General features: G+C 66.0%; 21 protein-coding genes. 2 read left to right on the forward strand and 19 right to left on the reverse strand.

Features of this window, described 5'->3' with window-relative positions; translation table 11 throughout:
* Nucleotides 1-25 precede the first annotated feature (25 nt).
* The 10 genes from LC092_RS17260 to LC092_RS17305 form a co-directional block, all read right to left on the reverse strand.
* Nucleotides 26-487: a MaoC family dehydratase gene (locus LC092_RS17260; RefSeq protein WP_224808583.1), complete on the reverse strand. Its 462-nt coding sequence runs from the start codon at nucleotides 485-487 to the stop codon at nucleotides 26-28.
* A gap of 15 nt (nucleotides 488-502) precedes the next feature.
* The gene (locus LC092_RS17265) at nucleotides 503-1318 is read right to left on the reverse strand and encodes an SDR family oxidoreductase (RefSeq protein WP_224808584.1); all 816 of its coding nucleotides are present in this window, start codon (nucleotides 1316-1318) and stop codon (nucleotides 503-505) included.
* A complete protein-coding gene (locus tag LC092_RS17270; RefSeq protein WP_224808585.1) occupies nucleotides 1308-2096 on the reverse strand; it encodes an enoyl-CoA hydratase family protein in 789 nt (262 codons plus the stop codon). Before LC092_RS17270 ends, LC092_RS17265 begins: the two co-directional genes overlap by 11 nt.
* Nucleotides 2093-3199: an NAD(P)H-dependent flavin oxidoreductase gene (locus tag LC092_RS17275; protein WP_224808586.1), complete on the reverse strand. Its 1107-nt coding sequence runs from the start codon at nucleotides 3197-3199 to the stop codon at nucleotides 2093-2095. The genes LC092_RS17270 and LC092_RS17275 overlap by 4 nt, the downstream gene beginning before the upstream one ends.
* 65 nt (nucleotides 3200-3264) lie before the next feature.
* Nucleotides 3265-4023, reverse strand: coding sequence for an SDR family NAD(P)-dependent oxidoreductase (locus tag LC092_RS17280; RefSeq protein ID WP_224808587.1), 759 nt, complete (start codon nucleotides 4021-4023; stop codon nucleotides 3265-3267).
* 97 nt (nucleotides 4024-4120) lie between these two features.
* On the reverse strand, nucleotides 4121-6475 hold the full coding sequence (locus LC092_RS17285; RefSeq protein ID WP_224808589.1) for an acyl-CoA dehydrogenase: 2355 nt from the start codon (nucleotides 6473-6475) through the stop codon (nucleotides 4121-4123).
* Nucleotides 6476-6692: 217 nt separating this feature from the next.
* Nucleotides 6693-7886 carry an ABC transporter substrate-binding protein gene (locus tag LC092_RS17290; RefSeq protein ID WP_224808591.1) on the reverse strand — a complete coding sequence of 398 codons (1194 nt, stop codon included), beginning with the start codon at nucleotides 7884-7886 and terminating at the stop codon, nucleotides 6693-6695.
* Nucleotides 7887-7958: 72 nt separating this feature from the next.
* Nucleotides 7959-9557, reverse strand: coding sequence for a FadD3 family acyl-CoA ligase (locus LC092_RS17295; RefSeq protein ID WP_224808592.1), 1599 nt, complete (start codon nucleotides 9555-9557; stop codon nucleotides 7959-7961).
* Between the two features lie 202 nt (nucleotides 9558-9759).
* Complete coding sequence (locus tag LC092_RS17300; RefSeq protein WP_224808593.1) at nucleotides 9760-11205, reverse strand: NAD(P)/FAD-dependent oxidoreductase; 1446 nt, start codon at nucleotides 11203-11205, stop codon at nucleotides 9760-9762.
* A gap of 177 nt (nucleotides 11206-11382) precedes the next feature.
* Nucleotides 11383-12399: an SMP-30/gluconolactonase/LRE family protein gene (locus tag LC092_RS17305; protein ID WP_224808594.1), complete on the reverse strand. Its 1017-nt coding sequence runs from the start codon at nucleotides 12397-12399 to the stop codon at nucleotides 11383-11385.
* Nucleotides 12400-12575: 176 nt separating this feature from the next.
* Here LC092_RS17305 and LC092_RS17310 point away from each other — a divergent pair, with 176 nt between their 5' ends.
* Entirely contained in the window at nucleotides 12576-13727 is a 1152-nt protein-coding gene (locus tag LC092_RS17310) for an acetyl-CoA C-acetyltransferase (protein WP_224808595.1), read from the forward strand.
* A gap of 44 nt (nucleotides 13728-13771) precedes the next feature.
* Complete coding sequence (locus LC092_RS17315) at nucleotides 13772-14572, forward strand: SDR family oxidoreductase (protein ID WP_224808596.1); 801 nt, start codon at nucleotides 13772-13774, stop codon at nucleotides 14570-14572.
* A gap of 296 nt (nucleotides 14573-14868) precedes the next feature.
* Here LC092_RS17315 and LC092_RS17320 read toward each other — a convergent pair whose 3' ends face one another.
* The 9 genes from LC092_RS17320 to LC092_RS17360 form a co-directional block, all read right to left on the reverse strand.
* Nucleotides 14869-15780, reverse strand: a complete 912-nt coding sequence (locus tag LC092_RS17320; RefSeq protein WP_224808597.1) for an SDR family oxidoreductase — start codon at nucleotides 15778-15780, stop codon at nucleotides 14869-14871.
* Complete coding sequence (locus LC092_RS17325; protein ID WP_224808598.1) at nucleotides 15777-16883, reverse strand: acyl-CoA dehydrogenase family protein; 1107 nt, start codon at nucleotides 16881-16883, stop codon at nucleotides 15777-15779. The genes LC092_RS17320 and LC092_RS17325 overlap by 4 nt, the downstream gene beginning before the upstream one ends.
* A gap of 25 nt (nucleotides 16884-16908) precedes the next feature.
* Nucleotides 16909-18072: an acyl-CoA dehydrogenase family protein gene (locus tag LC092_RS17330; RefSeq protein WP_224808600.1), complete on the reverse strand. Its 1164-nt coding sequence runs from the start codon at nucleotides 18070-18072 to the stop codon at nucleotides 16909-16911.
* A gap of 2 nt (nucleotides 18073-18074) precedes the next feature.
* Nucleotides 18075-18959 carry an enoyl-CoA hydratase gene (locus LC092_RS17335; RefSeq protein ID WP_224808602.1) on the reverse strand — a complete coding sequence of 295 codons (885 nt, stop codon included), beginning with the start codon at nucleotides 18957-18959 and terminating at the stop codon, nucleotides 18075-18077.
* 101 nt (nucleotides 18960-19060) lie between these two features.
* Nucleotides 19061-19738, reverse strand: coding sequence for an ABC transporter ATP-binding protein (locus LC092_RS17340; protein ID WP_224808604.1), 678 nt, complete (start codon nucleotides 19736-19738; stop codon nucleotides 19061-19063).
* A 37-nt stretch (nucleotides 19739-19775) separates the two neighbouring features.
* Complete coding sequence (locus LC092_RS17345) at nucleotides 19776-21590, reverse strand: ABC transporter permease subunit (RefSeq protein WP_224808606.1); 1815 nt, start codon at nucleotides 21588-21590, stop codon at nucleotides 19776-19778.
* 4 nt (nucleotides 21591-21594) lie between these two features.
* Nucleotides 21595-22476: a branched-chain amino acid ABC transporter permease gene (locus tag LC092_RS17350; RefSeq protein ID WP_224808608.1), complete on the reverse strand. Its 882-nt coding sequence runs from the start codon at nucleotides 22474-22476 to the stop codon at nucleotides 21595-21597.
* Between the two features lie 291 nt (nucleotides 22477-22767).
* Nucleotides 22768-23508: a TetR/AcrR family transcriptional regulator gene (locus LC092_RS17355; RefSeq protein WP_224808609.1), complete on the reverse strand. Its 741-nt coding sequence runs from the start codon at nucleotides 23506-23508 to the stop codon at nucleotides 22768-22770.
* Nucleotides 23509-23611: 103 nt separating this feature from the next.
* Nucleotides 23612-24817, reverse strand: a complete 1206-nt coding sequence (locus tag LC092_RS17360) for an acetyl-CoA C-acyltransferase (protein ID WP_224808610.1) — start codon at nucleotides 24815-24817, stop codon at nucleotides 23612-23614.
* Nucleotides 24818-24894: the final 77 nt, after the last annotated feature.

The following is a 24894-nucleotide window of genomic DNA, read 5'->3' on the forward strand; positions in this document are numbered from 1 at the left end:
CAGGACGATACCGGGCGGCAAACTTCTAAAGAAACGCATAGCGCTGGAGCGTATCGGCGACGCACCCCGGCTTGTCGCCGCCCTCGACCTCGATCACCATGCGCACAGTGGTCTGAACGCCGTTCTCGCCGATCGGTTTGGCATCAAGCAATTCGCCGCTGGCACGGATATTTGCGCCCACCGGCACCGGCGCGGGAAACCGCACCCGGTCGAGGCCGTAATTCACCCCCCAATCGAGATTGTCCGGCATGAACAGATCCGGCAGGAACAGGTTCGTCAGCGACAGGGACAAAAACCCATGGGCGATGGTCTTGCCGAACGGCCCCCTTGCTGCACGCTGCGGATCCACATGCAGCCACTGGAAATCCCCGGTGGCCTGCGCGAACAGGTTAATGCGATCCTGATCGATGGTCAGCCAGTCGCTGGGACCGAGCTTGCGGCCGATTGCGCCGATTGCCTCTTCGGCGGAACGGAAGCGGAAGGTCATGCGAGCGCTCTCCCCTCAGGCGCGTTGACTGGACACGGAGACCACCTCGCCCACCATGTAGGAGGCGTAGTCGCTGGCCAGGAACATGATGACATTGGCCACCTCCCAGACTTCGGCGGCCCGGCCAAAGGCTTCCCGCGCGGAAAGATCCTTCAGCACCTCTTCCGGTGCCGAGCGCTTCAGGAAGTCGTGCATGGCGATGGACGGGGAGACCGCGTTGACGCGAATGCCGTGATCCGCCGCCTCAAGGGCGCTGCACCGTGTCAGCGCCATCACCCCCGCCTTGGCGGCGGCATAATGCGCCTGCCCTTTTTGCGCACGCCAGCCGAGCACCGAGGCGTTGTTGACGATGGTGCCGCGACGGCGCGGCATCATCGCCCGCAGCGCCGCCCGCGTCATGCGGAAGGTGCCGTTCAACGTCACGTCGAGCACCCGGTGCCACTCCTCGTCGCTCATCTCGACGATTGGTTTGACACCGCCCAGCCCCGCGTTGTTGACCAGAACGTCGATGCCCTCCATCGCCGCCTCGGCCGCGCCGACCAGGGCCTGCACCTGATCCTCATTGGTGACATCGGCAAGATGCCCGGTCACCGGGGTCTCGGGCGCGATCTCCTTCAGCGCGGCAACGGCTTCATCGAGTCGACGCGGGTGAATGTCCGAGACCATCAACGCCCGCGCCCCTTCCTCCATCGCGCGGCGGGCGGTGGCAAAACCGATGCCCTGTCCGGCGGCGGCGGTGATCAGCACCGACCGCCCCTTGAGCAGCCCATGGCCGGGCACATAAGGCGGGCACTGAGAGGAGGGGCTCGCGGAGAATGTGTCAGCGTCCATTTCGGCTCATCCTTGCCTTGTTCGAGAAATCGGCCGTGCGGCCATCGGCGACAAATGCATCGCGGGCCGCCTGGGAATCCGCCATCAGATAGGCCTGCGCGGTGAAGCCCTGCTCCCAGCGGTACTGTGCCTCAAGATCCGCCGCCTCCACCCCGTTGAGCGCCTCCTTGGCCAGCGAGATCATCGCCGGGCTCTTTGCTGCGATTTTCGCCGCGAGCACCCGCGCCGCATCGGCGAGCTCCGCCCGGGGCAGCACCGCTTCGATGCCGCCGAAGCGAAAGGCCTCCGTCGCGCTCACCGGATCGCCGGTGAAATACATCTGCCGCACTTTTTGCAGCGGAAACAGGCGCTGAAGATGCGCACCGCCGCCCAGCGCGCCGCGATCCACCTCCGGCACGCCGAAACTGGCGCAATCTGAGGCCAGCACGATGTCCGCGCCACCGCAGATGCCGATCCCGCCGCCGAGCACGAAACCATGGGCTGCGGCGATCACCGGCACCCGGCCCCGGTGAATGGCGCGGAAGGTGTCGTAGTTGCCCCGGTTGACCTCGATGATCCGTTCCGGATGCCGCTGCAATTCCTTGATGTCGACCCCGGCGCAGAACCCGCGCCCCTCGGCGCGGATGATCAGCACCCGCACTTGCCGGTCCGCGTTCATGTCATCCACCGCCCGCGCCAGCGCGGCCCAGCCGGCGCTGTCGAAGGCGTTGACCGGTGGCCGGTTCAGGATGATTTCGCCGATATGATCGCTGACCTCAGCGGAAAATGGCGCACTCATGCCCATGCTCCCTGTGTTGCCGTTTCGCAGTCGCGGCCCGGCAACTGCCGCAGAGCGGAAAGACGCTCTTCGGCCTCCCGAACGATGCGGGTGATCAGCGCGTCGCAGCTCTCCAACTCGCCGATCAACGCCGCCACCTGACCGGAGGGCAAAAGCCCGCCCCGCGTATCGCCACTCACCAGCCCCTGTTCCACCAGGCGGGGCAGGTTCGGAGCCATCACCGTGGCGGCAAACCCGGCGTCACCCGCCTTCAGCGCGCGCAGGGCCAGCCGCAGCATGCTGGCGTAGCTCATCCCTTGCGCCCGCCCCCAGGACAGGCCGTGCCGCAGGCTGGCAAGGAACCGCGCCGGGCGGCTCATCCCTTCCATGCGGCGCAGCTCCTCATTGTCGATGAACCGCTGTGGCAGGCCATCAACCGCCTTCGACACCCGGATCGCCGCCGGATCGGCGGTCTTGAGGTAGCGGGCGAGCGTTTCCGGATGCACCGGGCTTTCGGAAGTCAAAAGGAAGCGGGTGCCCATGGCGATGCCATCCGCGCCCCAGGCAAGCGCCGCGGCCAGCCCGCGCCCGTCGTAAAACCCGCCGGCGGCCACCACCGGCACATCGACCGCGTCGAGCACTTGCGGCAAGAGCAGGGAGGTCGGCACAGATCCGGTGTGCCCGCCCCCTTCGCCGCCCTGGACGGTGATGATGCTGGCGCCAAGCGCCACCGCCCGCACGGCATGTTTCACCGCCCCGACCGTCGGCATGCACTCGATCCCGGCATCGCGGAACCGGGCGATGGTCGCCGCATCCGGGCCACGGCCATAACTCACCGCCCGGACCCGGTGCAAAAGGATCGCCTCGATCACCTCTTCCGCGTTGGGCTGGAACATGTGGAAGTTAATGCCGAACGGGCCATCCGTCGCCGCCTTGACCGCCGCGATGGCCGCATCGATGCCCCCCGGCGGGATCGAGGCTGCGGCAAGAAAGCCGAACCCGCCGGCATTGGTCGTTGCCGCAACAAGCTTCGGATCGGCCACCCAGCCCATCGCCGTCTGCACCACCGGATAACGACATCCGAGCGCCCGTGTCAGGGGCGTTTCAAACCCGTTGCCTGTCATCTCCACCGCCTCATACCCTTGTTCCCCCACGCGTTCTCACTGCCGAGCCCTATCGGACCGCAAGGCTAGTTGAAGACCCGGCCGCCATTGACCACCAGCGTCTGACCGGTGATGCAGCGGGCCTTGTCGCTGGCCAGGAACACGGCGGCATTGGCGATGTCCTCCGGCTCACAGAGTTCGCCGAGCGGGATCGCACTGCGTGCCCGCTCATAAGCATCCTTCGGAATGCGCTGCATCGCCCGGGTGTTGGTCGGGCCTGGACAGATCGCATTGACGGTCACCTTGTGCGGGCCGAGCTCCCGGGCGAGCGCACGGGTGAAGCCGAGAACGCCGGACTTGGCCGCCGCGTAATCGACCGTGCCGATGTCGCCATTGAGGGCCGAGTCGGAAGAGATCGACACGATCCGCCCCTCTCTGCGTGCCCGCATCCCCGGCACCACCTGACGCGAGCAATGCAAGGTCGCGCCGAGCGAGATGTCGATCACGAAATCCAGCGTGTCGCCTTCCGCCAGATAGAATTCGGAGTATTTCTCCCGCGCCGTCTGACCGAGATTGTTGATCAGCGTATGCACCGGCCCGAACTCCCCCTCGATCCGGGCGAAGCTGGCGGTGACATGCGCCCGGTCGAGCAGGTCGCCCTCAAGCGCCAGAACGCGCCCGCCCTTTGCCCGGGCCTCCCCCGCCGTGGCCGCCAGCGCCTCGCCATCCCGGTCGAGGATCGCCAGATCGGCCCCCTCCGCCGCGAAGCCAAGAACGATCGACCGGCCGATGCCATGTGCGGCACCGGTCACTGCAACCACCTTGCCCGTGAAATCCCCTGTCATGCCTCTCCCTTTCTCCTCAATTGCTGACCGCGGCGACGCCAGCGAGCTGGAGCCCAAGGCCCAAACCCTCGCCCTCGCACCGCAAAAAGAAAAACCGCTAACGCACGCCGCTCTGGGTTTGGCCGCGCGGTTCGCGCGGCATGCCAAGCCCTTGTTCTGAAATGATGTTCAGTTGAATTTCGTTGGTACCGCCGTAGATCGTCTCGGCTCTGGCAAACAGATACAACTGCTGCAAGCGGGCAATCCCCGGCTCGGATGCATGAACGGCAGCCTCCGGCCCCAGCGCGTCCATGGCCAGTTCCCCCAGCGAGCGATGCCAGTTCGACCATTCGTATTTGTAGCCAAGCGCCTCGGGTCCCGGCTCGCCGCGCTCGACCGCGCCCAGCACCCGCATGGCCCCATGGCGCATCGCCCGCAAGCCGGTCCAGGCCCGGCCCAGCGCTTCGGCATGATCCATCGGGTCGCGCGCCTGGCGCGCCAATGAAACCACCGCCTCCAGTTCCCGCGCAAACCCCATCTGCTGACCAAGGGTCGAAATGCCACGCTCGAACCCGAGGAGCGCCATGGCTATCGCCCAACCCTCCCCCGGTGCCCCGACCGCGTCTTCCGCCCTTGCCACCGCTCCGTCAAAGAAGACCTCGTTGAACTCGCAGGCGCCGTTGATCTGTCGGATCGGGCGGATGTCGATGCCCGGTTGGTCGAGCGGCATCAACAGGAAGATCAGCCCATCGCGGCCGGTCGCGCCCTCCTCCGCCCGGGCCAGCACGAAGATCCAGTCGGAGAGATGCGCCAGCGACGTCCAGGTCTTTTGCCCGTAGATGATCCAGTCGCCGCTCGCCGGATCGCGGCGCGCCCGGGTGCGCAGGGCCGCCAGATCCGACCCCGCCCCTGGCTCGGAATACCCTTGCGCCCAGAAGGTGGTGCCTTGCAGGATCCCAGGCAGGAATCGCGCCCTTTGATCTTCCGTCCCGAAAGCGGCGAGCGTCGGCGCCAACAGCCCTTCGCCGATGTGGCCCATCCGCCCCGGCCCGCCGGCCCGGGCGTATTCCTCGTTGAAGATCACCTGATCGCCGACCGACATGCCGCGCCCGCCGAGCGCCTCGGGCAGGCCCAGCCCGACCCAACCGCCTGCGGCCAGACGCTGCTCCCAGGCCTTGCGAAGCGCCGGAAGGGCATCGCCATCGCCGGCGCCGCCGCGCCCGCGCAGCGGCTCGAACTCTCCGGTAAGGTTCTCCGCCATCCACCCGGCCACGGCTCGGCGCAACGCAGTCTCCGCCTCACTCGCAGCCCCACTGACCGGGAGCGCGGAAAGCCGCCCGTCGAGCAGATCGAGACCAATCTGCCGGAAGGCCGCGACAGGGCCAGCGGACAGCGCCCGCATGGCGGTGGCGCGCTTGAAGAACAGATGCGGCGCGTATTCAAAGGTCATGCCGACACCGCCATGAAGCTGAATCGCCTCGGCGCTGACGGCGAAAAGCTCCTCGCAGGCCAGCGCCTTTGCTGCTCGGGCCTCAGCCCCGGCAAGCACCGCGCCGTCTGAAGCATTTGCAGACCGGTCGAAGTCCGCTGCCGCCCCGTCGATCAGCGCATCGAGACGGTTCAGCCGCACGTAGAGATCCGCCATCCGGTGCTTGATCGCTTGATAGGACGCAATGGTGCGGCCGAACTGACGGCGTTCGGCGATATACTCAAGGGTCAGCGTGAAGGCGCCCCGCGCCGCACCGGCCATCTCTGCGGCGAGTACCAATCGCGCCCGGTCCAGAGAAGTGTCGCAGCGCCCGGCAAAAGCCGTGCCTCGGTCGAGCACCGCACTTGCGGGAATGAGCAGATCCGTCAGTTCCAGAACGCCCGTCGGCTGGGTCACATCCATGGGCGCGCAAGGCCGCCGGTGCCCCGACAACGCCTCACCTTCCAGCGCGATCAGCAGCCGTTGCCCGGCACACAGCGCCGGCACCAGTACCAGATCCGCGCCCATCAGATCGGGGATCGGACCGCTTTGCCCTTCCAGAACATAGCCGTCCCCCGCCTGTTCGACCCGGAACGCAGGCGTATCCCAGCAGTCGCCGGCGGCATCAGCGCCGTGGGCAAGCACGGCCTGCGCCGTTCCGCCCGCAATCCGTGACAGCCATCCATCACGGCATCTGCCCGGCGTTGCCGCCGCCAGCACTTGGCCGGCCAGTGCCACGGTGGAGACAAAGGGAACAGGCGCCAGCACCTTTCCCAATTCACGCCCGACCGCGACCAGCGCCCGCATGTCCGCGCCCAGACCGCCGCACGCCTCCGGCAGCCCGATGGCGGTGACCTGCAACTCCTCGGCGATCCCCCGCCACAACTCGCAAGCCTCCCCGCCCTCCGATACCCGGAAGGCCGGTTCCAACCCGCCGGCACGTTCCAGAAAACGCGCCAGCGCATCGCGGATCATCATGTGTTCATCGGTCGGTAGCACGTCCATCGGGTATCCCGGATTTGTCCTGTTCCACCTTCCATCAGCCACGCCGAACGCGGTGCCGCATCGTCCAAATGCAGGATGGAGGCTCGATACCCGGCGCGCAATCCACCGGCGCGACAATCCTTGCGCGCAGCGCGTTGCACGCACCCGGCTTCCCGATAGACGCAAGAAGGGCCGCCCGGAAGCGGCCCCTGGTTTCGATTTCACAAGGGTGAGGGCGTCAATCGCACCTGGCCCGTTCGGTCAGCCCATCCTCGCGCGGCGCATAAGCGTTCCTGACCACCGCCAGCGTTTTCGACGAGGGCAGGAAATGGGTTTCGCTACTGGCCTCGAAGGTTCCCAGCATATTGTCCATCGCTGCCGCATTGGCCTCGATCCAGGCGGCGACCTTGTCGCCGTCGGTCGAGCCCGCCCCTTCGATCGCCGCCTTCAGGATGAACGGCTCGATGTAGTACGGAATGATGGAGGAACTGCCGCCAAGCCGCTCAAGATCGCTCACCGTCTCTTTCGCGCGCTTGTCGAACCTTGCGTAGGCGGAAACCCCGACGGGATCCCCCTCGCAATAAGTCATACCAACGAATTGCACGCTACGGACCTCATCGAAGGCCTCCTGCCCAAGGATCTTGGCGTTGCCGACGGAAAAATTGGTCATTGTCAGACTGCCGAACACCGGCACGCTCCAACCGATTTCATCTCTGTTTTGCAGGAACTTGCGGGCATCATCGCCAAGCGAGTTGATGATCAGCACGGCCTCCGCGCCGCTCGAGCGCAGGGAGAAGAGTTGCGGGGTCATGTCCTCCGTGCGGAAGGCAAACTCCTGCACCTCGACCGGCTCCAACTCGCGCGATTGCAGGTAACGGACCATCTCCGCGACCGCATCCTTCGACATGCCGCCATTGTCGGAGATGATCGCCAGCTTGGTCAGCCCCAGGACATCGAGCGCGTAATCGATGTTGGGAATCATCTGCGCGAGACCGGTCGGCGAGTTCGAAAAATGATAGGGCGCGGCCTGGGGCGTCAGCGTCGCCGAGGATGCGGCGGTGATCTGCGGCAGGTTCGCCGCCGTCGTCACCGCGGTGACGGGGATCACTTCCTGGCTCGTTACCGGACCGACCATCGCCTCAATCTGCTCGTTCTCGATCAAGCGCCGGGCCTCGCCCAGCGCATGGGTCGGATCCGTCAGCGTGTCGGCCAGAATGAACTCCACCGGCCGACCGGCAATCCCCCCTTGCGCGTTGATATCCTCCACCGCCATGCGCCAGCCGATTTCCGCCACCTTGCCGATGGAGGCGCCGTTGCCGGTCAGCGATACCATCCCACCGAGCTTCAGCGGCTCCGCAGCGGTGCCTTGCGTCGACACGAGGGCCACCGCCATCGCGGCCCATAGCCCGAGCCGTCCTACATTGCCAATCATGGTGTATTCCTCCTTCAGATCTTTGTTTTATGGTGCCGGGTTCGGCTCTGACGCTTCGCCGCGCGCTGCCCCCTAGACAGCGACGCTGACGCGGGCCGCCAACTCCTCCCGCAGACGCTGCTTTTGCACCTTGCCTTGCGCGCTCATGGGCAAGGAGGTTCGGATCTCGACCGCGCGCGGGCATTTGAAATTCGCCATGTTCGCCCGCGCCCAAGCGATGATTTCATCCTCGCTCGCGGTCTTGCCGGGACGCAGGATGACGAAGGCCCGGCCCACTTCGCCGAGCCGCTCGTCGGGAACGCCGATCACCGCCACGACGCCGATCGCCGAATGACCGCTGAGAATGCGCTCGATTTCCGCCGGGTAGCAGTTGAATCCGCCGGTGATGTACATGTCCTTCAGCCGGTCTTCGATCCGCAGATTGCCGGTTTCGTCAAGGATGCCAATGTCACCGGTATGCAACCAGCCGTCCGCATCGATCGTCTCACGGGTCGCGACCGGATCCTCAAAGTATCCCTTCATCACCGTGTAGCCGCGTATCACCACCTCGCCTGGCTCGCCGTCCGCCAGGAGCGCGCCGTCCGAACCCATGATGCGTACTTCGGTGTCGGGCATAGCCCTGCCCGCGGTTCTGGCTATCACCGCATCCGGATCGGAAAAGTCGCACATGGTGCCGAAACCGCCGCACTCGGTCAGACCGTAACCGCTGACCACCCCCTCGAAGCCCAGATCCTCGCGCATACGCCGGACGAGCACCTCCGGCACCACCGCCCCGCCGGTTACCCCAAGGCGCAGACTGCGCGTGTCGAACTCCGCCCGCTGGGGATGCTGCAACATGCCGTGAAAGATCGCCGGTGGACCGGGAATGACGGTAATGCGGCTGTCCTGCACCCGCTGCAGGATCTCCTGCGCATCATAGGTCAGATGCGGAACCAGCACCGCACCGCGCATCATCGATACGATGGCGCCGCAGCGATAGCCGAAGGCATGGAAGAACGGCGGGATGACCAGCACCCGGTCATGCTCGCGCACCCCGACCCGTGTCGCCCAGCCATCAATGCCGCGCAGACACTGGCGATGGGCGTACATCACCCCCTTGGGATAGCCCGTGGTTCCGGATGTGAACAGCATGTCGCACAGATCGTCCGCACCGACCTCAGCCTCTCGCAAGGCCTGATCCGCGTCAGCAATGCCGTCGCCGGCGGCCAGAAACTCCGCCCAGTCACGATCGCCGCCGCGCGGCCCCTCGAACACAACGACCTCCCGCAACCGCGCGCGGGTATCCGGCTTCAGCTGATCGGGATAATACTGATCGAGAAAGTCCCCGACCGAGAACAACAGCGACGTGCCGCTGCGCTTCACAAGATCGGCGATTTCCCCGCCCTTGAAGCGCGTGCTAGCCGGCACGAGCACGGCACCGGCGCTGACGAGGCCGAGGGCGGTCACGAACCAGCGCCAGCCGTTTGGCGCCCAGATCATCACCCGGTCGCCCTTTTCGACGCCCGCGGCCATCATCGCCTTGGCCATCCGCCGGCGCATGGCATCGAGCTCGAGGAAGGAAAGTGCGACCCCGGCATCCTCGACCGCCCGCCGGTCTCCGTAGACCTCCGCGGCACGGGCGCATAGCGCCGGGATCGTGGTGAACCTCCATTGGTCGTCTTCTGCTATCATCTGGTCACCCGTCCAGGCGGCGCGAGGCGCGCCGCCCGCTCTGAAATTGCGTGAACGCCCCAATCGGACGCAACTCTTGCCGCGCTCCCGTGCGGCGCCTGGCGGCAGATGCGGAGGCTGCGGAGCCCCCGCACCGACAGCGGGACGGCGCGGGAACCCGATCGCAAACGCCGTATCCGCCGCGCCGTACCTTCCGCGCGCTTCAAACGCGCGCGTCAGCGGTTTCCTTGAGGACGACCTCCGGCGACGTGGCCACATAGAGACCGTCAATGGCAGCGGTCTTCTGCAGGAACGTCAAGCCGTTGAGGGCGTCCATGAATTCCATGGTCTGCTGCCGCGTTTCCTCGCCAACCGTCGCGGCCCCGCGGCGCATGTCGACCCCCAGGCGCAGCTTCTCCGCCACCTTCTTCGCAACCACCTCGCCGTATCGCCCATCGCGCACGTCCTCGAAATCGGCGCCACCCGACACGATGCTCACAAAGGCCTTCTTCATGTCGCCGTCGGCGTAGTCCTTCGATGTAAGACGCTGGGCTTCCCAGAAGTATCCGTCCTGGCCGCGACCGAGGTCGTAGAAGGAGGAGACGAGCATCAGGAAACGAAGGTAGGCCTGACGATAGCTGGTCTCGAAGAAGCTGACGGCCCGGTCCTCGGCGACCTCGCCCTTCAGCACGCTGGCAATGCAAGCGCCCGCGATGAGGCTGGAGACCATCGCCAGATGGACGCCACTCGACAGCAGCGGATCGAGAAAGCAGGCCGCGTCCCCGCACATGAAGTAGCCGGGGCCGGAAAACCGGTCCGAAGTGTAGGAATAGTCAGTTTCCATCCGAACCTCCCGGCGAGCGGCCTTCGCCAGGATGATCTGCGCCTCGGGGTGGTCGGCAAGGGTGCGGTCGTAGATCTCCTCATTGCTGCGACCAGCCGCCCGCTCCTTGCGCAAATGGTCGTGGCTCAGGACGATCCCCACACTCACGGTCCCGTCGTGCAGAGGAATGAACCAAATCCAGCCGGCCTCGATCGAGATGATGCGCGTGGAGCCCTCGGGCAGGTCGTCGTAGTGGAGATCGCAGCCGGTCCAGTAGGACCAGATCGCCACATTCTTGAAGGCTTCGTGGAACTGCCGGCTGCGGGTGTGCTCGGTCGCCATGATGCCGCTGCGGCCCGAACAGTCGACCAGATACTTGAAGCGGATCGTGCCCTTGCTCTCTTTGGTCCGGTCATGAAAGTCGGCGCTGACGGCCCGTCCGTCCTCAAAGTTGATCTTCGTGACCTTGACGTTCTGATGCACGCTGGCGCCCGTCTCGCCGGCATGATTGAGCATCAGCTCGTCGAACTCCGCCCGCTTCACCTGATAGGAATGCGTCGGCGCGCCCTCGACCTCGTCGAAGCGAAACGACCATTTCTCGTTGCCCCAGTTGAAGTAGCCGCCGGGCTTCTCGACAAAGCCGTGCGCCTTGATCTTCTCTCCCGCGCCGATGATGTCGATCATCGGCATCAGGGAGGCGAGCAGGGACTCGCCGATGTGATAGCGGGGGAAGATGTCGCGCTCCAGAACGTTTGTCCTGATCCCGTTCCTCGCCAGAATGGTCGCCACCGTCGATCCCGCCGGTCCGCCACCGATAACAAGAACATCCGTTTCGTATTGCTTCATCTCAGCCTCCTGCATGAATTTCATTTTAAAAAACCGAAGCTTCAGGACTTCAGGATCTTTTTTCTTCTCAAAATCCTGAGCCAAAGAGGGGAAACATGGTCTCGGCGCCGGAAATCGCGTCGACTGTTCGGGCGGTCCCGCGACCCGGCGTACCGCCGTCGTCGGCGGGCCCGCCCACTACCAGAGCGATGGGCCGAGCCTACGGCAGGCGATCGACTTCGCCTTGTCGTCGGGAAGATGGCCAAAAAAATTGAGATTGGTCACACAGATGCTGTCTTCACCGAAAGCCAGGCTGGCCGGCGCCCCAAGCGGCGCCTGCAACGGTTCGCCGAGCTGTTCGCGACTGCGCGCATCCGGGCTTACCTTCCAGACCTCGCTGCGCAGGGTCTCTGTCAGGTAGAAGTTCCCCTGCGGATCGACCTCCAAGCCGTCCATGTTGTCGTAGCCAAAGGTCAGCATCTCGGCCTCGCCGGCGCTGCCATCGGCATTGATCGGCACCTTGACCAGCATCGGCACCCCGCCGGTGACCCCGTAGAGCGCGCCTTCATCCGGCGCCAGGGCAATGCCGTTCACCCCCACCGGATATCCGCTCAGCGATTTGCCCGCCGGGTCAAACAACGGATCCTTCGACCACAGGACGGCGGACTTTTCCTGCGGATCGATCTTCCAGATCGCCTTCAGGCTGAGATCGGACAGATAGACGCTGCCATCGGAGGCGACCACCGGATCGTCGGGAAAACAGAACGGGTAACCATCGGCGCGGGTCACCACCGGTTCCACGACACCGGTCGACAGGGTGACCGCATACAGTCCCGACCGGGTTACGGTCGCATCGCCGCAAGCCTCGACCGATAGCTTTGCCTTGGCCGGCCACGGAAAGCGCTTGGAGTATTCGGAAAACGCGACATAGAGTTTGTCGACACCGTCCCAGTCGATGCCGACGGTGCTGCCCCTGGCCGAGCCGATCACAGTCCGCAGATCGGCGATCTTCCGGACCGTCCCGTCCTTGGCAACCTGCATGACATGACCTGAGTGGAACAGGCTGACGTAGAACCCGCCCTTGCCATCGGCGACGAGCCCTTCCGGCGCATCGTCGAATTGCGCCAGAATGCGCCACTCGGAGGCGGTCGCAGGCCCGACCCACAGGGATGTGGACAGAAGACACGTGAGAAACAACACAAGGCGACGTGACATGAACTCCTCCCTTCATGCGGTATGCAATTCAGGATTGGTCCATCTTCACGTTACCGCATCGTCTGTTTGGGTGAGCGTTTCCGCAGCCCCCCGGCTCGTCTTTTCGGATGATTGTCCGCACCCGGTCCTTGCCTAGGGTGCCAGCCACTGGCGCGTTCTATGGAGAGGTCCGAAACATGCCCGAAGCTTACATCGTCGACGCCGTGCGCACTCCCATCGGCCGCAAGAAGGGATCGCTGGCCACCCTGCACTCGGCCGATCTCGGCGCGCATCCGATCAAGGCGCTGATGGCGCGTACCGGTATCGACCCGGCCGCCGTCGATGACGTGATCTATGGTTGTACCGAAACCATCGGCTCGCAGGCCGGCGATATCGCCCGCACCTGCTGGCTGGTCGCGGGCCTGCCCGATCATGTGCCCGGCGTCACCGTCGACCGGCAATGCGGCTCCTCGCAGCAGGCAATCCATTTCGCCGCCCAAGGGGTGATGAGCGGCACGCAGGATCTGGTCGTCGCCGGCGGCGTACAGAGCCTCAACACCATCCCCATCGGCGCGGCCATGACGGTCGGAGAACAATTCGGCTATCCCGATCCTTTTCGCACCTCGCCGGGCTGGCTTGCCCGCTATGGCGACCAGGAGGTCAGCCAGTTCCGCGCCGCCGAGATGATCGCCGAGAAATGGAACTCCTCACGCGCGGAGATGGAGGCGTTTTCACTGGAGAGCCATCGGCGCGCCATCACGGCGATTGATGCCGGCCTGTTCCGCGACGAAATTGCCCCGATCAATGACTTTGCCGTGGATGAGCCGCCGCGCCGCGATACATCGCTGGAGAAAATGGCCGGACTCGAACCGCTGATCGAGGGCGGGCGCGTCCATGCCGGCGTCGCCAGCCAGAACAGCGATGCCGCCGCCGCGCTGCTGATCGCCTCCGAACAGGCGGTCAAGGACCATGGCCTGACCCCGCGCGCGCGCATTCATCATCTGTCCGTGCGCGGCGACGATCCGGTCTGGATGCTGACCGCCCCGATCCCGGCGACCCGATACGCGCTGGAAAAGACAGGCATGAAAATCGCCGACTTCGACCTGTTCGAGTGCAACGAGGCCTTCGCCTCGATCCCGCTGGCCTGGATGAAGGATCTCGACATTCCGCATGAGCGGGTCAACGTCAATGGCGGCGCCATCGCCCTTGGGCATCCGCTTGGCGCCACCGGCGCGCGGCTGATGACCACGATGCTGCACGAACTTGAACGCCGCAAGGGCCGCTATGCCCTGCAAACCATGTGCGAGGGCGGCGGCCAGTCCAACGTGACCATCATCGAGCGGCTTTGATCGATGCCCATCATGCACCTGTTTCACCGAAGGAGCCCGACCCCATGACTGAAACCGGCCTCCCAGATACCGATACCAGGCTCGACGGGCGCGTGGCCATCGTCACCGGCGGCACCCGTGGCATCGGCGCGGAGATCGCCCGAGAGCTGCTTGCCGCCGGCGCCGAGGTCGCCGTGTGCGGCCGCAGCGCGCCCGACGCCTTGCCGCAAGCCGGCGGGCGTACCGCCCGCTTCTGGCCCTGCGACGTGCGCAACCATGAGGCGGTGGCCGGTTTCGTCGAAACGGTCGGGCGGGAACTCGGCCGTATCGACATTCTCGTCAACAACGCCGGCGGCTCGCCGACGGTGGATGCGGCCACCGTCTCGCCGCGTTTTCACGAGGCCATTGTCGCGCTCAACCTGACCGCGCCGATTCATCTTTCGCAGGCGGTGGCGTCCTGGATGCGCAGAGGCGCGGAGGTCGGCTCCATCGTCAACATCGCCAGCGTCTCGGCCACCCGCCCCTCGCCGGGCACCGCCGTCTATGGCGCGGCCAAGGCGGGGGTTCTCGGCCTGACCCGCAGCCTTGCCTTCGAATGGGGGCCGGACATCCGCGTCAATGCCATCGTCGTCGGGCTGGTGGAAACCGGCGGCGAGGCGCAGCCCTATGGTACCGAGGCGGCGCGCGCCGCCATTGCCGCATCCCTGCCGGCGCGGCGCATGGGACGACCTGAGGACATCGCCAAGGGCGTGCTGTTCCTTTGCAGTCCGATGGCCCGCTACATTTCCGGGGCAACGCTGGAGATCCATGGCGGCGGGGAAAAGCCGCTGTTCCTCGATCAGGTCGAGCGGCTGGGCGGGGACTGAGCTGCGCCCCCACGACACGAAGAGAGCGCAGCCACGCGCGCGCTCAGACTGCTGACAACGGGAAACGGCCCATCTCGGCGTCATCCCGAGCAAGCCTTGGCGCGACCCTGGATCGGGGAGCCGAAGAATGTGCTATTTCAATTGGCTGGAACCGAGAGGCCGTGGCTCGCCGGTCCCGGATCTCCGCTGCGCTGCCTCCGGGAAGACGCCCCCGCCTCCTTCCGAAGCTATGGGGCTTTGCCGCCCCACTCAGGGCGCGCTCATGCGCGCCGTCATCACCCCGTCACCTCACAGTCTTACTGGCCGTAAACAGGCTTTGCCGCAGGCCGGTCAGCCAGCAGGCCCGCGACCGCCGCGCCGACATCCTCCGCCGGCCATTGTGCACCCCGATCCCGGGTCGGGCCGTCGTTCCAGCCCAGCGCCAGCGACAGCCGTCCGCCAAGCAGTTCGAACACCTCGCCAGTGACGTCTCCGGAGTGAGCGGAACACAACCAGGCAATCACCGGCGCGGTGTTTTCCGGCGCGAACAGGTCGAAATCGCCGTCCTTGCGCGACATCGCCGCGCCGAAGGCCTCCTCGGTCATGCGGGTGCGGGCCTGCGGCGCGATCGCATTGGCGGTGATGCCATAGCGCGCCAGTTCGGCGGCCTGCACCAGCGTCAGGCTGGCAATCCCCCCCTTGGCGGCCGAATAGGCGCTCTGGCCGATGGAGCCCTGAAGGCCCGCGCCCGAGGTGGTGTTGACGATGCGTGCATCGACATCGCGCCCGGCCTTGACCTCGGCGCGCCAATGATCGACCGCATGGCGCGAGGTGCAGAAATGGCCGCGCAGATGCACCCGCATCATCGCGTCCCACTCCTCCGGTGTTGCCGAGACGAACATCCTGTCGCGCACGAAGCCCGCGTTGTTGACCACCGCATGCAGCGCGCCGAAGGTCTGAAGCGCGGTGTCGACAATGCGCTTGCCCGCCTCCCAATTGGCAACATCCTCGCCATTGGCCACGGCCCGTCCGCCGGCCGCGGTGATTTCCGCCACGACCTGCTCGGCCGGGCTCTGACCGGCCTCGCCCGCCTCGCCATGATTGCCGACACCGAGATCATTGACCACGACCGCCGCCCCCTGACGCGCCAGTTCGAGCGCATAGGCCCGGCCGAGCCCGCGTCCCGCACCGGTGACGATCACCACCCGATCCTTGCAAATTCCCATCATGCCGTCCTTTTCATTGGCGTCGTCTCTGTCTCCTCCGCGACTTGCGGGAACAGCCGGTCGGGCCCGATCGGCGCGGAGAGGATCCGCTCCGCGATGCGCTGGCGGTGATGCTCCGGACCGCCCCAGCGCTGGGTCAGCGACAGCGCCCGCTTCAGGTAAAGATGCACGTCCACCTCCCAGGAGTAGCCCATGGCACCATGCACCTGAAGCGCGGTCCGCGCCGCCAGCGTGGCCGCCTCCCCCGCCGCCAGCAGCGCATGGGAAATGCGCGCGCGCGCTTCGATGTCGTCCGGCAGGGCGCCCGGGTCCGAGGGAACGAGCGCAGCGGCCGCATGCACCACCGGGCGGGCGAACGCGATCTTAACCTGCGCGCTGGCGAGATGATGCTTGATCGCCTGATTGGCGCCGATCGGCCGGCCGAACTGCCGGCGCTCTCCCGCATAGGCAACGGCAAGATCGACACAGGCCTGGGCAAGGCCGACCAGCTCCGCCGCCGCGAACACCGCGCCGCGTTCGGCGGCCCGCGCCAGCAGCGTCGCCATTGCCCCAGGCGCGGCGATTTCCGCTCCCGCTGCCGGCTCCGCGCTCACCGTGAAAAGCTGGCGCAAGGGGTCGATGCCCGGTTGCTGGACGCGCCGGACTTCCTCGCCCGGCACCAGCCGCAACCCGTCCGGGCCGGGCAGCACAAAGGCGCTGGCCGCATTGGCGGCAACGATCCACGGGGTCTGCGAATGAGCGAGCGCGATCACCGCGCCGGTTTCTAGGCTCTGCGTCAGCGCCGCCCTGGCGGCCTCCCCCTCGCAGTCGGCCAGAAGCGGCAGCACCACCCCGGCATGATCCACCAGCGGCTCGGGAAGGCAGGCATGACCGCAGGCCTCGGCGATCTGCACGAAATCCGCGCCGCCTAGCCCCAGACCGCCGGCGTCTTCGGGAACCATCACCCCGGAAAGCCCCAGTTCCAGCAGCTTGCGCCACCTCTCCCGGTCGAAGCTGCAGGCGGTGCTCATCTGCCCGCGCAAGGCCGCCGAGCCGCATTCGCGGGCCAGCAACTCGCGGACCACATCCGCCATCATCGTCTGCTCTTCGCTAAAGGCGAAATTCATGGCGTTTCCTTCCTGGGGTCAGGCCCTAGCCGCGCGGCAGGCCAAGCAACCGCTCGGCGATGATGTTGCGCTGGATCTCGTTGGTGCCGGCGTAGACCGGCCCGGCCAACGAGAAGAGATAGCCATCGAGCCAGCGCCCGACATCGCCGGCGGCGGAAGCGATCGGCAGCAATTCCGCCCGCGCTCCGAGGATCGCCAGTGCCGTTTCGTGCATCTTTATGTCCATCTCCGACCAGAAGATCTTGTTGAGGCTGGCCTCCGCGCCGATTCTGCCGCCGGCGATCAGCCGCGACGCGGTGGCGTAGACCGACAGCGCATAGGCCTCGGCGGCCATCCATGCCTCTGCAACCGCGTCCCGTTGCGCCGGGCCGCAGGTCTCGCGGTTTGCCTCGTAAAGCTCCACGAGACGCCGCGCGGTCATCTGGAACCGGGCCGGGCTGCGCAGCATCAATCCACGCTCGAAGCCGGCGGTCGCCATGCAGATCCGCCAGCCCTCGCCTTCCGCCCCCACCCGGTTGCCGGCCGGCACCCGCACCTCGTCCAGGAACAGTTCGGCAAAGCCGGTCTCGCCGTTGATCTGGGCAATCGCCTGCCGGCGCACCCCCTCCGCATCGAGCGGGAAAAGGATCAGCGACAGGCCCTTGTGACGCTCGGAAGCCGGATCGGTGCGGAACAGGCCGAAGGCCCAGTCGGCCATCACCGCCCGCGACGACCAGATCTTGTGCCCCGACAAGAGATAGCTGTCGCCGTCGCGCACCGCCTTCGCCCGCACCGCCGCAAGGTCGGATCCTGCCTGCGGCTCGGACCAGGCCTGCGCCCAGATCTCCTCGCCCGTGGCCATCGGCGGCAGGAACCGCGCCTTCTGCTCTTCCGAGCCGTATTCCATCAGGGTCGGGCCGAGCAGAAAAATACCATTCTGATTGACCCGCAAGGGCGCGCCGGCGGCGTAATACTCCTCCTCGAAGATCAGCCAGCGGATCAGATCGAGCCCACGCCCGCCATAGGCTTCCGGCCAGGTGACCATGCCCCAGCGGCCCGCGTTGAGCCGGGCTTCCCAGTCGCGGTGGGCCTCGAACCCCGCCCGTCCGCCATCGAAGGAGGGCAGCGGTTCACCCGGCACATTGGCCGCCATCCAGTCGCGTACCTCGGCACGAAAGGCCTGTTGTTCATCCGTGTAGCGCAGGTCCACCGTCAGCCTCCGTTTTCCGACTTATTCGCGGCCGACATGGCGGCCCCGTCGAGCCCGGCCAGACGGTGCCCGGTCGCCAACTCGTTCTGGGCATGGGCGAAATGATGCATGTGGTAGACCGCATCCATGCCGGTGCGCTTGCCGCGCAGGTCCTCCACATGGTTCACCGCCTGCTTGATCAGCCAGGCGCCGAGCGGCGGTCGTTCCACCAGCTTCACAGCGATCTCGCGCACCGTGGCCCTGAGGTTCTCCCGCAGCACCACCCGGTTGACCATGCCGAAGCCTTCGGCCCGCACCGCGCTCATCCGCTCGCCCAGAAGCAGGAATTCCTTGGCGACGCGCGGCGGCAGTTCGAACGCATGGGCGAAATATTCCACGCCGGGAATGCCCATCCGCGCCACCGGATCCTGAAAGAAGGCCTCCTCCGACGCCACGATCAGGTCGCAAACCCAGGCCAGCATCAGCCCGCCGGCGACACAGGCGCCCTGCACCATGGCGATGGTGGGCTTGGGGCAGTCGCGCCAGCGCCGGCACATCCCGAGATACACCTCGTGTTCGCGCGTGTAGAGAAACTCCGCCCCCGAACGCCCGACATGATCGGGCAGGAGAAGACGCCGGTCGAAGCTGCAATCGACGTCGCGGCCCGGTGTGCCGATGTCGTGCCCGGCGGAAAAGTGCTTGCCCTCACCGCCCAGCACGATCACCCGCACCGCATCGTCATCGACCGCCTGCCTGAAGGCATCGTCGAGCGCATAGGTCATCTGCGCGTTCTGGGCGTTGTTGTAGGCGGGCCTGTTCATGGTGATCCAGGCGACCGCTCCGTCGACCCGGTACAAAACGGGCTGGTCGGTTTCGTACTGGGGCGACGGGCTGTCCCGATCCGGCATGGCGCGCTCCTTGTGGATTCGCTGTCTGGTGGCATCAGGGATAGCCCGCCCGCCCGCCCGCCTCATCGTCCGATAGGACGACAGGACGGGGGAGGCGGCGCTCAACGCTCCGCATGGGCGTTTTGGCGCGCCGCGTGCAGGGTTGAAAGCCGCCGGTCGAGTTCGCCAGCGGGGCACTCCAGCAGGACCTGGCCCCGCTGCACGATCATCGCGCGATCCGCGTAGGGAAGGCTGATCTTTACATGTTGGTCGACGATGACGATCGCGGTTCCGCTTTCCGCCCAGCGCCGCAGGAACGCCAGGATCGGCGGCAAAAGCGCCTGCGCCACCCCCAGCGAAGGCTCGTCGCACAACAGCACGCGCGGCCGGGCGACAAAGGCTTGTCCGAGCGCCAGGATTTGCTGCTGGCCGCCGGACAAGTCGTACGCCCGCGCCCGGGATCGTTCTTTGAGAATGGGGAAGACCTCATAGATCTCCTCCAGCGACCGCGCCAGATCCGCCCGGTCGTCGGGGCGGGCGGCCACCCCCATTCGCAGGTTGTCGTAGACGGTGAGTTCGGGAAAGACGCGGTGCCCATCCAGGACCAACCGCAACCCCGAGCGCGCCACCTTCTCCGGCGGAAGGCCGGTGAGCGGCTTTCCGTCCAGCACAACGCTGCCTTGCGAAGGTTTGATGAAACCGGCTATCGCCCGCATCAGCGTCGATTTTCCGGCTCCATTCTCGCCGCCGATCAACAGGATCTCGCCGGGTTCGGCATGCAGTGAGATACCGCGCAGCACGGGGATATCCCCGTAGCCGGCGACCAGGTCCCGAACGTCAAGCATGGGCGCCTCCGACGAAGAGATGCTGAACCGCCGGATCCTGGGCGAGCACCTGCGGCGGCCCGGACGCCACCACCCGACCGGTTTCCAACACGGTGATGCGGTCGGCGATGTCCCAGACCAGGTCGAGATCGTGCTCCACCAGGATCACCGACATGCCAAGCCGCGTGCTGATCTGGCGCAGCAAACGGGAGAATTCGGCCCTCTCGGCGGGCGCGAGCCCCGCCGCGGGTTCGTCGAACAACACCAGGGCAGGATCGGCAAAGACCACCCGAATGACTTCGAGGAGACGCCGCTGGCCATGCGCCAGAAGAGCGGGATTGTCCTCGCCATAGACCTCGCGGAAGCGCTCGGCGAGCCGGGCCATCTCGGGGTCAAGCGGTGTCGGGCGGGCATCGAGACCAAGCTGAATGTTATCCCATACCGACACATCGGTGAAGATACGCGGGGTCTGGAACGTTCGACCCAGCCCCATACGGGCGATACCGGTGGCATTCAACCGGGTCACGTCACGGCCCCGAAAACTGTAGCTTCCGCCATCCAGCCGGCTGAATCCGGAAATGACATTCAGCAGGCTGGTTTTTCCGGAGCCGTTGGCACCGACCAGGCCATGCACCTCGCCGGGGCGCACCTCCAGATCGACACGGTCAAGCGCCACGACCTGCCCGAAGCGCTTGACCGCGCCTCGTACCTCGAGGATGGGGGGCGCCGCCGCTGCGGGAGCCGGGCGCGGCGCGACCTTCTCCAACGTTTCCGAGAAGGGAGCGAGGCGGAAACCCTGCTCTCCGCCGCCGCGCTGGAAGCGCTTGCGTCGCCACATCTCGACGGTACCCACAAGGCCGTCGGGAAATGCGATCACCACCGCCAGCGTCAGGAACCCGTAGATCAGCAGCCGATACTCGACGAGTTGCACCAGCAGCACATTGGGAACGATGTAGATCACCCAGATGCCGACGATCGGTCCGAGCAGTTGCCCGCGCCCTCCGACGACCACCACGAAGAAAAGGGTGAAGGACAATTCGATTATGAACGCTTGCGGGCTGATGAAGCCGACCGCCGGCACATAGAGCGCCCCGCACAGGCCCGTGCCGGCCGAGACGATCATGAAGGCCAGCGCCCGCATGGCGCCGGGGCGTACCCCGAGCGCACGCGCCGCCTCGGCGCTTTCCGCAGCCACGCGCATGCGCCGCCCCAACCGCGCGGTGCGAATGCCGTAATGCAACAACAGGGCGGCGATCGGCACCGCTGTCACCAGCAGTGTCAAGCCGCTCAGACCCCAGACCAGGGGCTTCGTCAGAGCCGGAACAGAAAGGCTGATCCCGTTGATACCCCGGGTGACGTCGTCGAACTGGATCAAAAGCTGAGGAAAGACGATAGCCGCGCTCAGGGTCGCGAAGCCGAGATGAAATCCCTGAACCCTGAGAGCGGGCAATGCGAACAGCAGCCCGCCCAGCATGGCGGCGCCGACCGCCGAAAGAACGCCGAGGGTTAGCGGCGCCCCGTGAATCCCGCTGGCGATCGCCAGCCCATAAGCGCCCAGACCGAGGATTGCACCCTGACCGAAGCTCTTCTGCCCGGCATCGACGAACAGGAAATTCTGCAGCACGGCGACCGCGATCAAGATGTTCACCAGCTGGAACGTGTGCTCCCAATAGGAATTGCCCAGAAGGCTCGGCCCGATCCCGGTCAGCAGGATCAGCAGGATGCCGATGCGGAGTTGAAGCCCGTCGGAGCGGAATCGTCCGCGTCCTAAGGGAAGGGACACCTGCGGCCCCGTGGCCTCCGAGAGACTGTCGTGTTGGCTCGCCATCGTGTTACACCCTGCGCGCGGTCGCGCGCCCGAACAGGCCCTGCGGCCAGAACATCAGGATCACGACGAGAACGATCAAGGAGGCGAGATCCTGATAGGCACCGCCGACCTTGTAAGCCATCAGCATCGCCATCACCCCGACCAGCGGACCACCGATCAGTGCGCCGGTGTTGTTGCCGATCCCGCCGATCACCGCAGCGATGAAACCGTTCAGCACATAGCGCAGTCCCGCATCCGGGCTGACGGAGATCATCGGCGCCACCATGAAGCCGGCGGATCCGGCAATCAGGCCGCTGATCCCGAAGGCGAGGAGCTGCAACCCGCGCACGTTGAGTCCGGCCGCGCGGGCGGCGTCGAAGTCCTGCGACAGAGCACTGATCGCCAGTCCGGTGAAGGAATGGCGTAGGAACCAGGACAGCAGAAAATAGCAGCCCAGCATCGCGGCAATCGCCAGGAGAAAGGCGCCGGGCGTCTTGACACCAAAGATCCGGAAGGCCGGCACCACCCCACCGACAGAATAGGCGAACGGCCCGTAGACCAGCATCAGGATCGCCGCGATGATCACCGAGACCGAGACGGTCGAGATCATCCAGCTGTCCTGCTCGGCGCTGTTTCCGCGCAGCGGCAGAAGCGTCAGCCAGCCCTGCATTGCCACCAAGACGGCCATCACCAGACCCGTGACCACAAGCATCAGGAGCCAGGTCGGAAAGCCCGCGTTGTCGGCAAGAAAATAGGCTGCGAACCCCCCGAGGATGAAAATATTTCCTTGCGCGAAATTCAGAATGCGCGTGGCATTGTGCACGATGTTGAAGCTCATCGCGATGATCGCGAACAGCGAGCCAATGGCCACGCCCCGCACCACGATGATGGCGATCTCACTCAGCATTTTCCTCCCCCTCATTCCCGGCTCTCAAGGGCCTTCGGCACTCTTTTTGAGCACTCCGGCCTGTATCCGGCCGCACGGCACTCGCCCCTTCCCTGCATCGACGACCCGGCCGCGGCTCGAAGTCCCGGCCCCGGATCGAACGACCGGCGCACCAACCCATGCCGCGCGCGCCACACGCCGAACGCGTATCGTCAGAGCATGCTCGGAAAGTGCAGGATCGGCATCATGCAATCGGACGACGCACCAGGTCCGGTGAAGACCCTCGCCGGTTCGAGAGGGCCCGCGCGGCGCCTATCCCAGAAGTTGTCTCAGGACCGCGACATCGTCGCTCAGCCCCCGAACCCGGGCGCGCGCCTCTTCCAGGCGACGCTTGTTCTGGTCGTTTGACAGCAACCCGGCCAAGGCGAGATCCGCCATCGCCTCGCCAATCTCCTCGGCGCTCAAGCGACCGTCGGGCCGATACCAACGCGACGTCCAATTGGCCATGCCGATCACCGCGAAGGCGGCGACGTGCGTGTCCACCTGCCGGAACTCGCCGGCGGCAATGCCCTGCTCGATGCAATCGACATAATAGTCGTAAATCGCCCGGCGCGAGTTGTTGTAGTCGGCGAGCAAATGGTCGGGGATCTGAGCCTCCAGACGCGCCAGACGCACGAAGCGCGCGCCGCTGGAGAGCCGCCGTACCACCCCGTCGACAATGGTCACCCGCAACCGTTCGGCCGGACTGTGCGTCGTGTCATCGGCCAGTTCCCGCAACCGGCTCAACGGCTCCAGCGCCTCCGTATCGATAAGCGCCGCCAGGATCTCGTCCTTTGATCCGAAATAGTGGTAGATTGCGGAGCGCCCGAGACCGACCTCGCTAGCGATTGCCGCCATGCTGCAGCGATCATAGCCCTTCTCGTCGAACATGCGCGCGGCGATGTCGAGAAGCTGTTCGCGCACAAGCTCCTTGCGCGGGTTGGTCTCGCGCCGCTCCGCTTTTTGCAGACGCGTCTCGCTTCGCTCGCCGGCGCTTTCGCCCCCGTTCCCCATTTCCGTCTCTCCCCGGCGATCCATCGCCTCGAAACATGCTGCAGGCTTTCTAGCATCGGCGACACGCGAAGCGGAACCACCCGTGCGTCGCGCGCCCCCGACTTCAGGAAAAAATCTCAAACAAGCCAGCCGCACCCATGCCGCCGCCGATGCACATGGTCACCACACCGTGACGCGCCCCCCGACGGCGCCCCTCGATCAGGAGATGCCCGGACAGACGCGCGCCTGTCATGCCGAAGGGGTGGCCAACGGCAATCGCGCCGCCGTTCACATTGACCTTGTCCGGATCGAGACAGAGGCGATTGCGGCAATAGACCGCCTGGCTGGCGAAGGCTTCGTTCAGTTCCCACAGATCGATGTCGTCCACCTGCAGGCCATGCCGGTCCAGAAGCTTCGGTACAGCGAGAACGGGACCAATCCCCATCTCCTCCGGCGCGCAGCCCGCCACAGTGACCCCGCGCAAGGCTCCGAGCGGTGTGAGCCCCAGGCGCTCCGCCCGCCGCCCCTCCATCAGAACCAGCGCCGCCGCGCCGTCGGACAGCTGCGAGGAGTTGCCCGCCGTCACGCATCGCCCCACTTCGACCAGAGCGCCGCCGGAATAGACAGGAGCCAGACCGTTCAAGCGTTGCAGCGTCGTGTCCGCCCGCACGCCCTCGTCCCGCTCAAGGCACACTTCTTCATGGCGTATCTCACCGGTTTCCCGGTCCTTCACCAGCTTGGTGGTGGTCAGCGGCGCAAGCTCCGCATCGAACCGGCCAGCGGCTTGGGCAGCGGCCGTGCGCCGCTGGCTTTGCAGGGAAAACGCATCCTGCGCCGCGCGGTCGATGCCATGGCGCTCGGCGACGATTTCCGCCGTCTCGATCATCGGCATATACATATGCGGCCACCGCGCCGTCACCGCCTGCGACTGGTTGCGATAGGTGTTCTTGTGGCCATTCTGGGTGAGGCTGATCGATTCAACCCCGCCGGCGATCACAATCTCCATGCCGTCTTGCGCGATCTGCCGACCGCCGATGGCCAGCGCCATCAGCCCGGACGAACACATTCGGTCGACCGTCATGCCCGGCACCGTCTCCGGCAGGCCGGCGGCGGCGGCGGTCAACCGCCCGATGTTGTAGCCCTGCGTGCCCTGTTGCGCCGAACACCCCAGGACGACGTCGTCGACGTCGCCGCCCTCGACACCCGCACGGGCCAGCGCGGCGCGCGCGGCGTGGCCGGACAGCGCCGGGGCCTCCGTATCGTTGAAAGCCCCCTTGTAGGCTTTCGCGATCGGCGTTCTCGCCACCGAGACGATAACTGCTTCGCGCATGACAACTCCCTGCTTGCCGGGGGTGCCAGTGCGCACGCCCGGGATGGTCCCGGTCTTTTTCGAGGGGACCGGCGCGG

The sequence above is a fragment of the Stappia stellulata genome (assembly GCF_020176715.1).
In the GTDB taxonomy this organism is placed as follows: domain Bacteria; phylum Pseudomonadota; class Alphaproteobacteria; order Rhizobiales; family Stappiaceae; genus Stappia.

Excerpts from the sequence above, each read along its gene's own strand:
- LC092_RS17260 (WP_224808583.1), bottom strand. The coding sequence starts at position 487 with ATGACCTTCCGCTTCCGTTCCGCCGAAGAGGCAATCGGCGCAATCGGC.
- LC092_RS17265 (WP_224808584.1), bottom strand. The coding sequence starts at position 1,318 with ATGGACGCTGACACATTCTCCGCGAGCCCCTCCTCTCAGTGCCCGCCT.
- LC092_RS17270 (WP_224808585.1), bottom strand. The coding sequence starts at position 2,096 with ATGAGTGCGCCATTTTCCGCTGAGGTCAGCGATCATATCGGCGAAATC.
- LC092_RS17275 (WP_224808586.1), bottom strand. The coding sequence starts at position 3,199 with ATGACAGGCAACGGGTTTGAAACGCCCCTGACACGGGCGCTCGGATGT.
- LC092_RS17280 (WP_224808587.1), bottom strand. The coding sequence starts at position 4,023 with ATGACAGGGGATTTCACGGGCAAGGTGGTTGCAGTGACCGGTGCCGCA.
- LC092_RS17285 (WP_224808589.1), bottom strand. The coding sequence starts at position 6,475 with ATGGACGTGCTACCGACCGATGAACACATGATGATCCGCGATGCGCTG.
- LC092_RS17290 (WP_224808591.1), bottom strand. The coding sequence starts at position 7,886 with ATGATTGGCAATGTAGGACGGCTCGGGCTATGGGCCGCGATGGCGGTG.
- LC092_RS17295 (WP_224808592.1), bottom strand. The coding sequence starts at position 9,557 with ATGATAGCAGAAGACGACCAATGGAGGTTCACCACGATCCCGGCGCTA.
- LC092_RS17300 (WP_224808593.1), bottom strand. The coding sequence starts at position 11,205 with ATGAAGCAATACGAAACGGATGTTCTTGTTATCGGTGGCGGACCGGCG.
- LC092_RS17305 (WP_224808594.1), bottom strand. The coding sequence starts at position 12,399 with ATGTCACGTCGCCTTGTGTTGTTTCTCACGTGTCTTCTGTCCACATCC.
- LC092_RS17310 (WP_224808595.1), top strand. The coding sequence starts at position 12,576 with ATGCCCGAAGCTTACATCGTCGACGCCGTGCGCACTCCCATCGGCCGC.
- LC092_RS17315 (WP_224808596.1), top strand. The coding sequence starts at position 13,772 with ATGACTGAAACCGGCCTCCCAGATACCGATACCAGGCTCGACGGGCGC.
- LC092_RS17320 (WP_224808597.1), bottom strand. The coding sequence starts at position 15,780 with ATGATGGGAATTTGCAAGGATCGGGTGGTGATCGTCACCGGTGCGGGA.
- LC092_RS17325 (WP_224808598.1), bottom strand. The coding sequence starts at position 16,883 with ATGAATTTCGCCTTTAGCGAAGAGCAGACGATGATGGCGGATGTGGTC.
- LC092_RS17335 (WP_224808602.1), bottom strand. The coding sequence starts at position 18,959 with ATGCCGGATCGGGACAGCCCGTCGCCCCAGTACGAAACCGACCAGCCC.
- LC092_RS17345 (WP_224808606.1), bottom strand. The coding sequence starts at position 21,590 with ATGGCGAGCCAACACGACAGTCTCTCGGAGGCCACGGGGCCGCAGGTG.
- LC092_RS17350 (WP_224808608.1), bottom strand. The coding sequence starts at position 22,476 with ATGCTGAGTGAGATCGCCATCATCGTGGTGCGGGGCGTGGCCATTGGC.
- LC092_RS17355 (WP_224808609.1), bottom strand. The coding sequence starts at position 23,508 with ATGGGGAACGGGGGCGAAAGCGCCGGCGAGCGAAGCGAGACGCGTCTG.
- LC092_RS17360 (WP_224808610.1), bottom strand. The coding sequence starts at position 24,817 with ATGCGCGAAGCAGTTATCGTCTCGGTGGCGAGAACGCCGATCGCGAAA.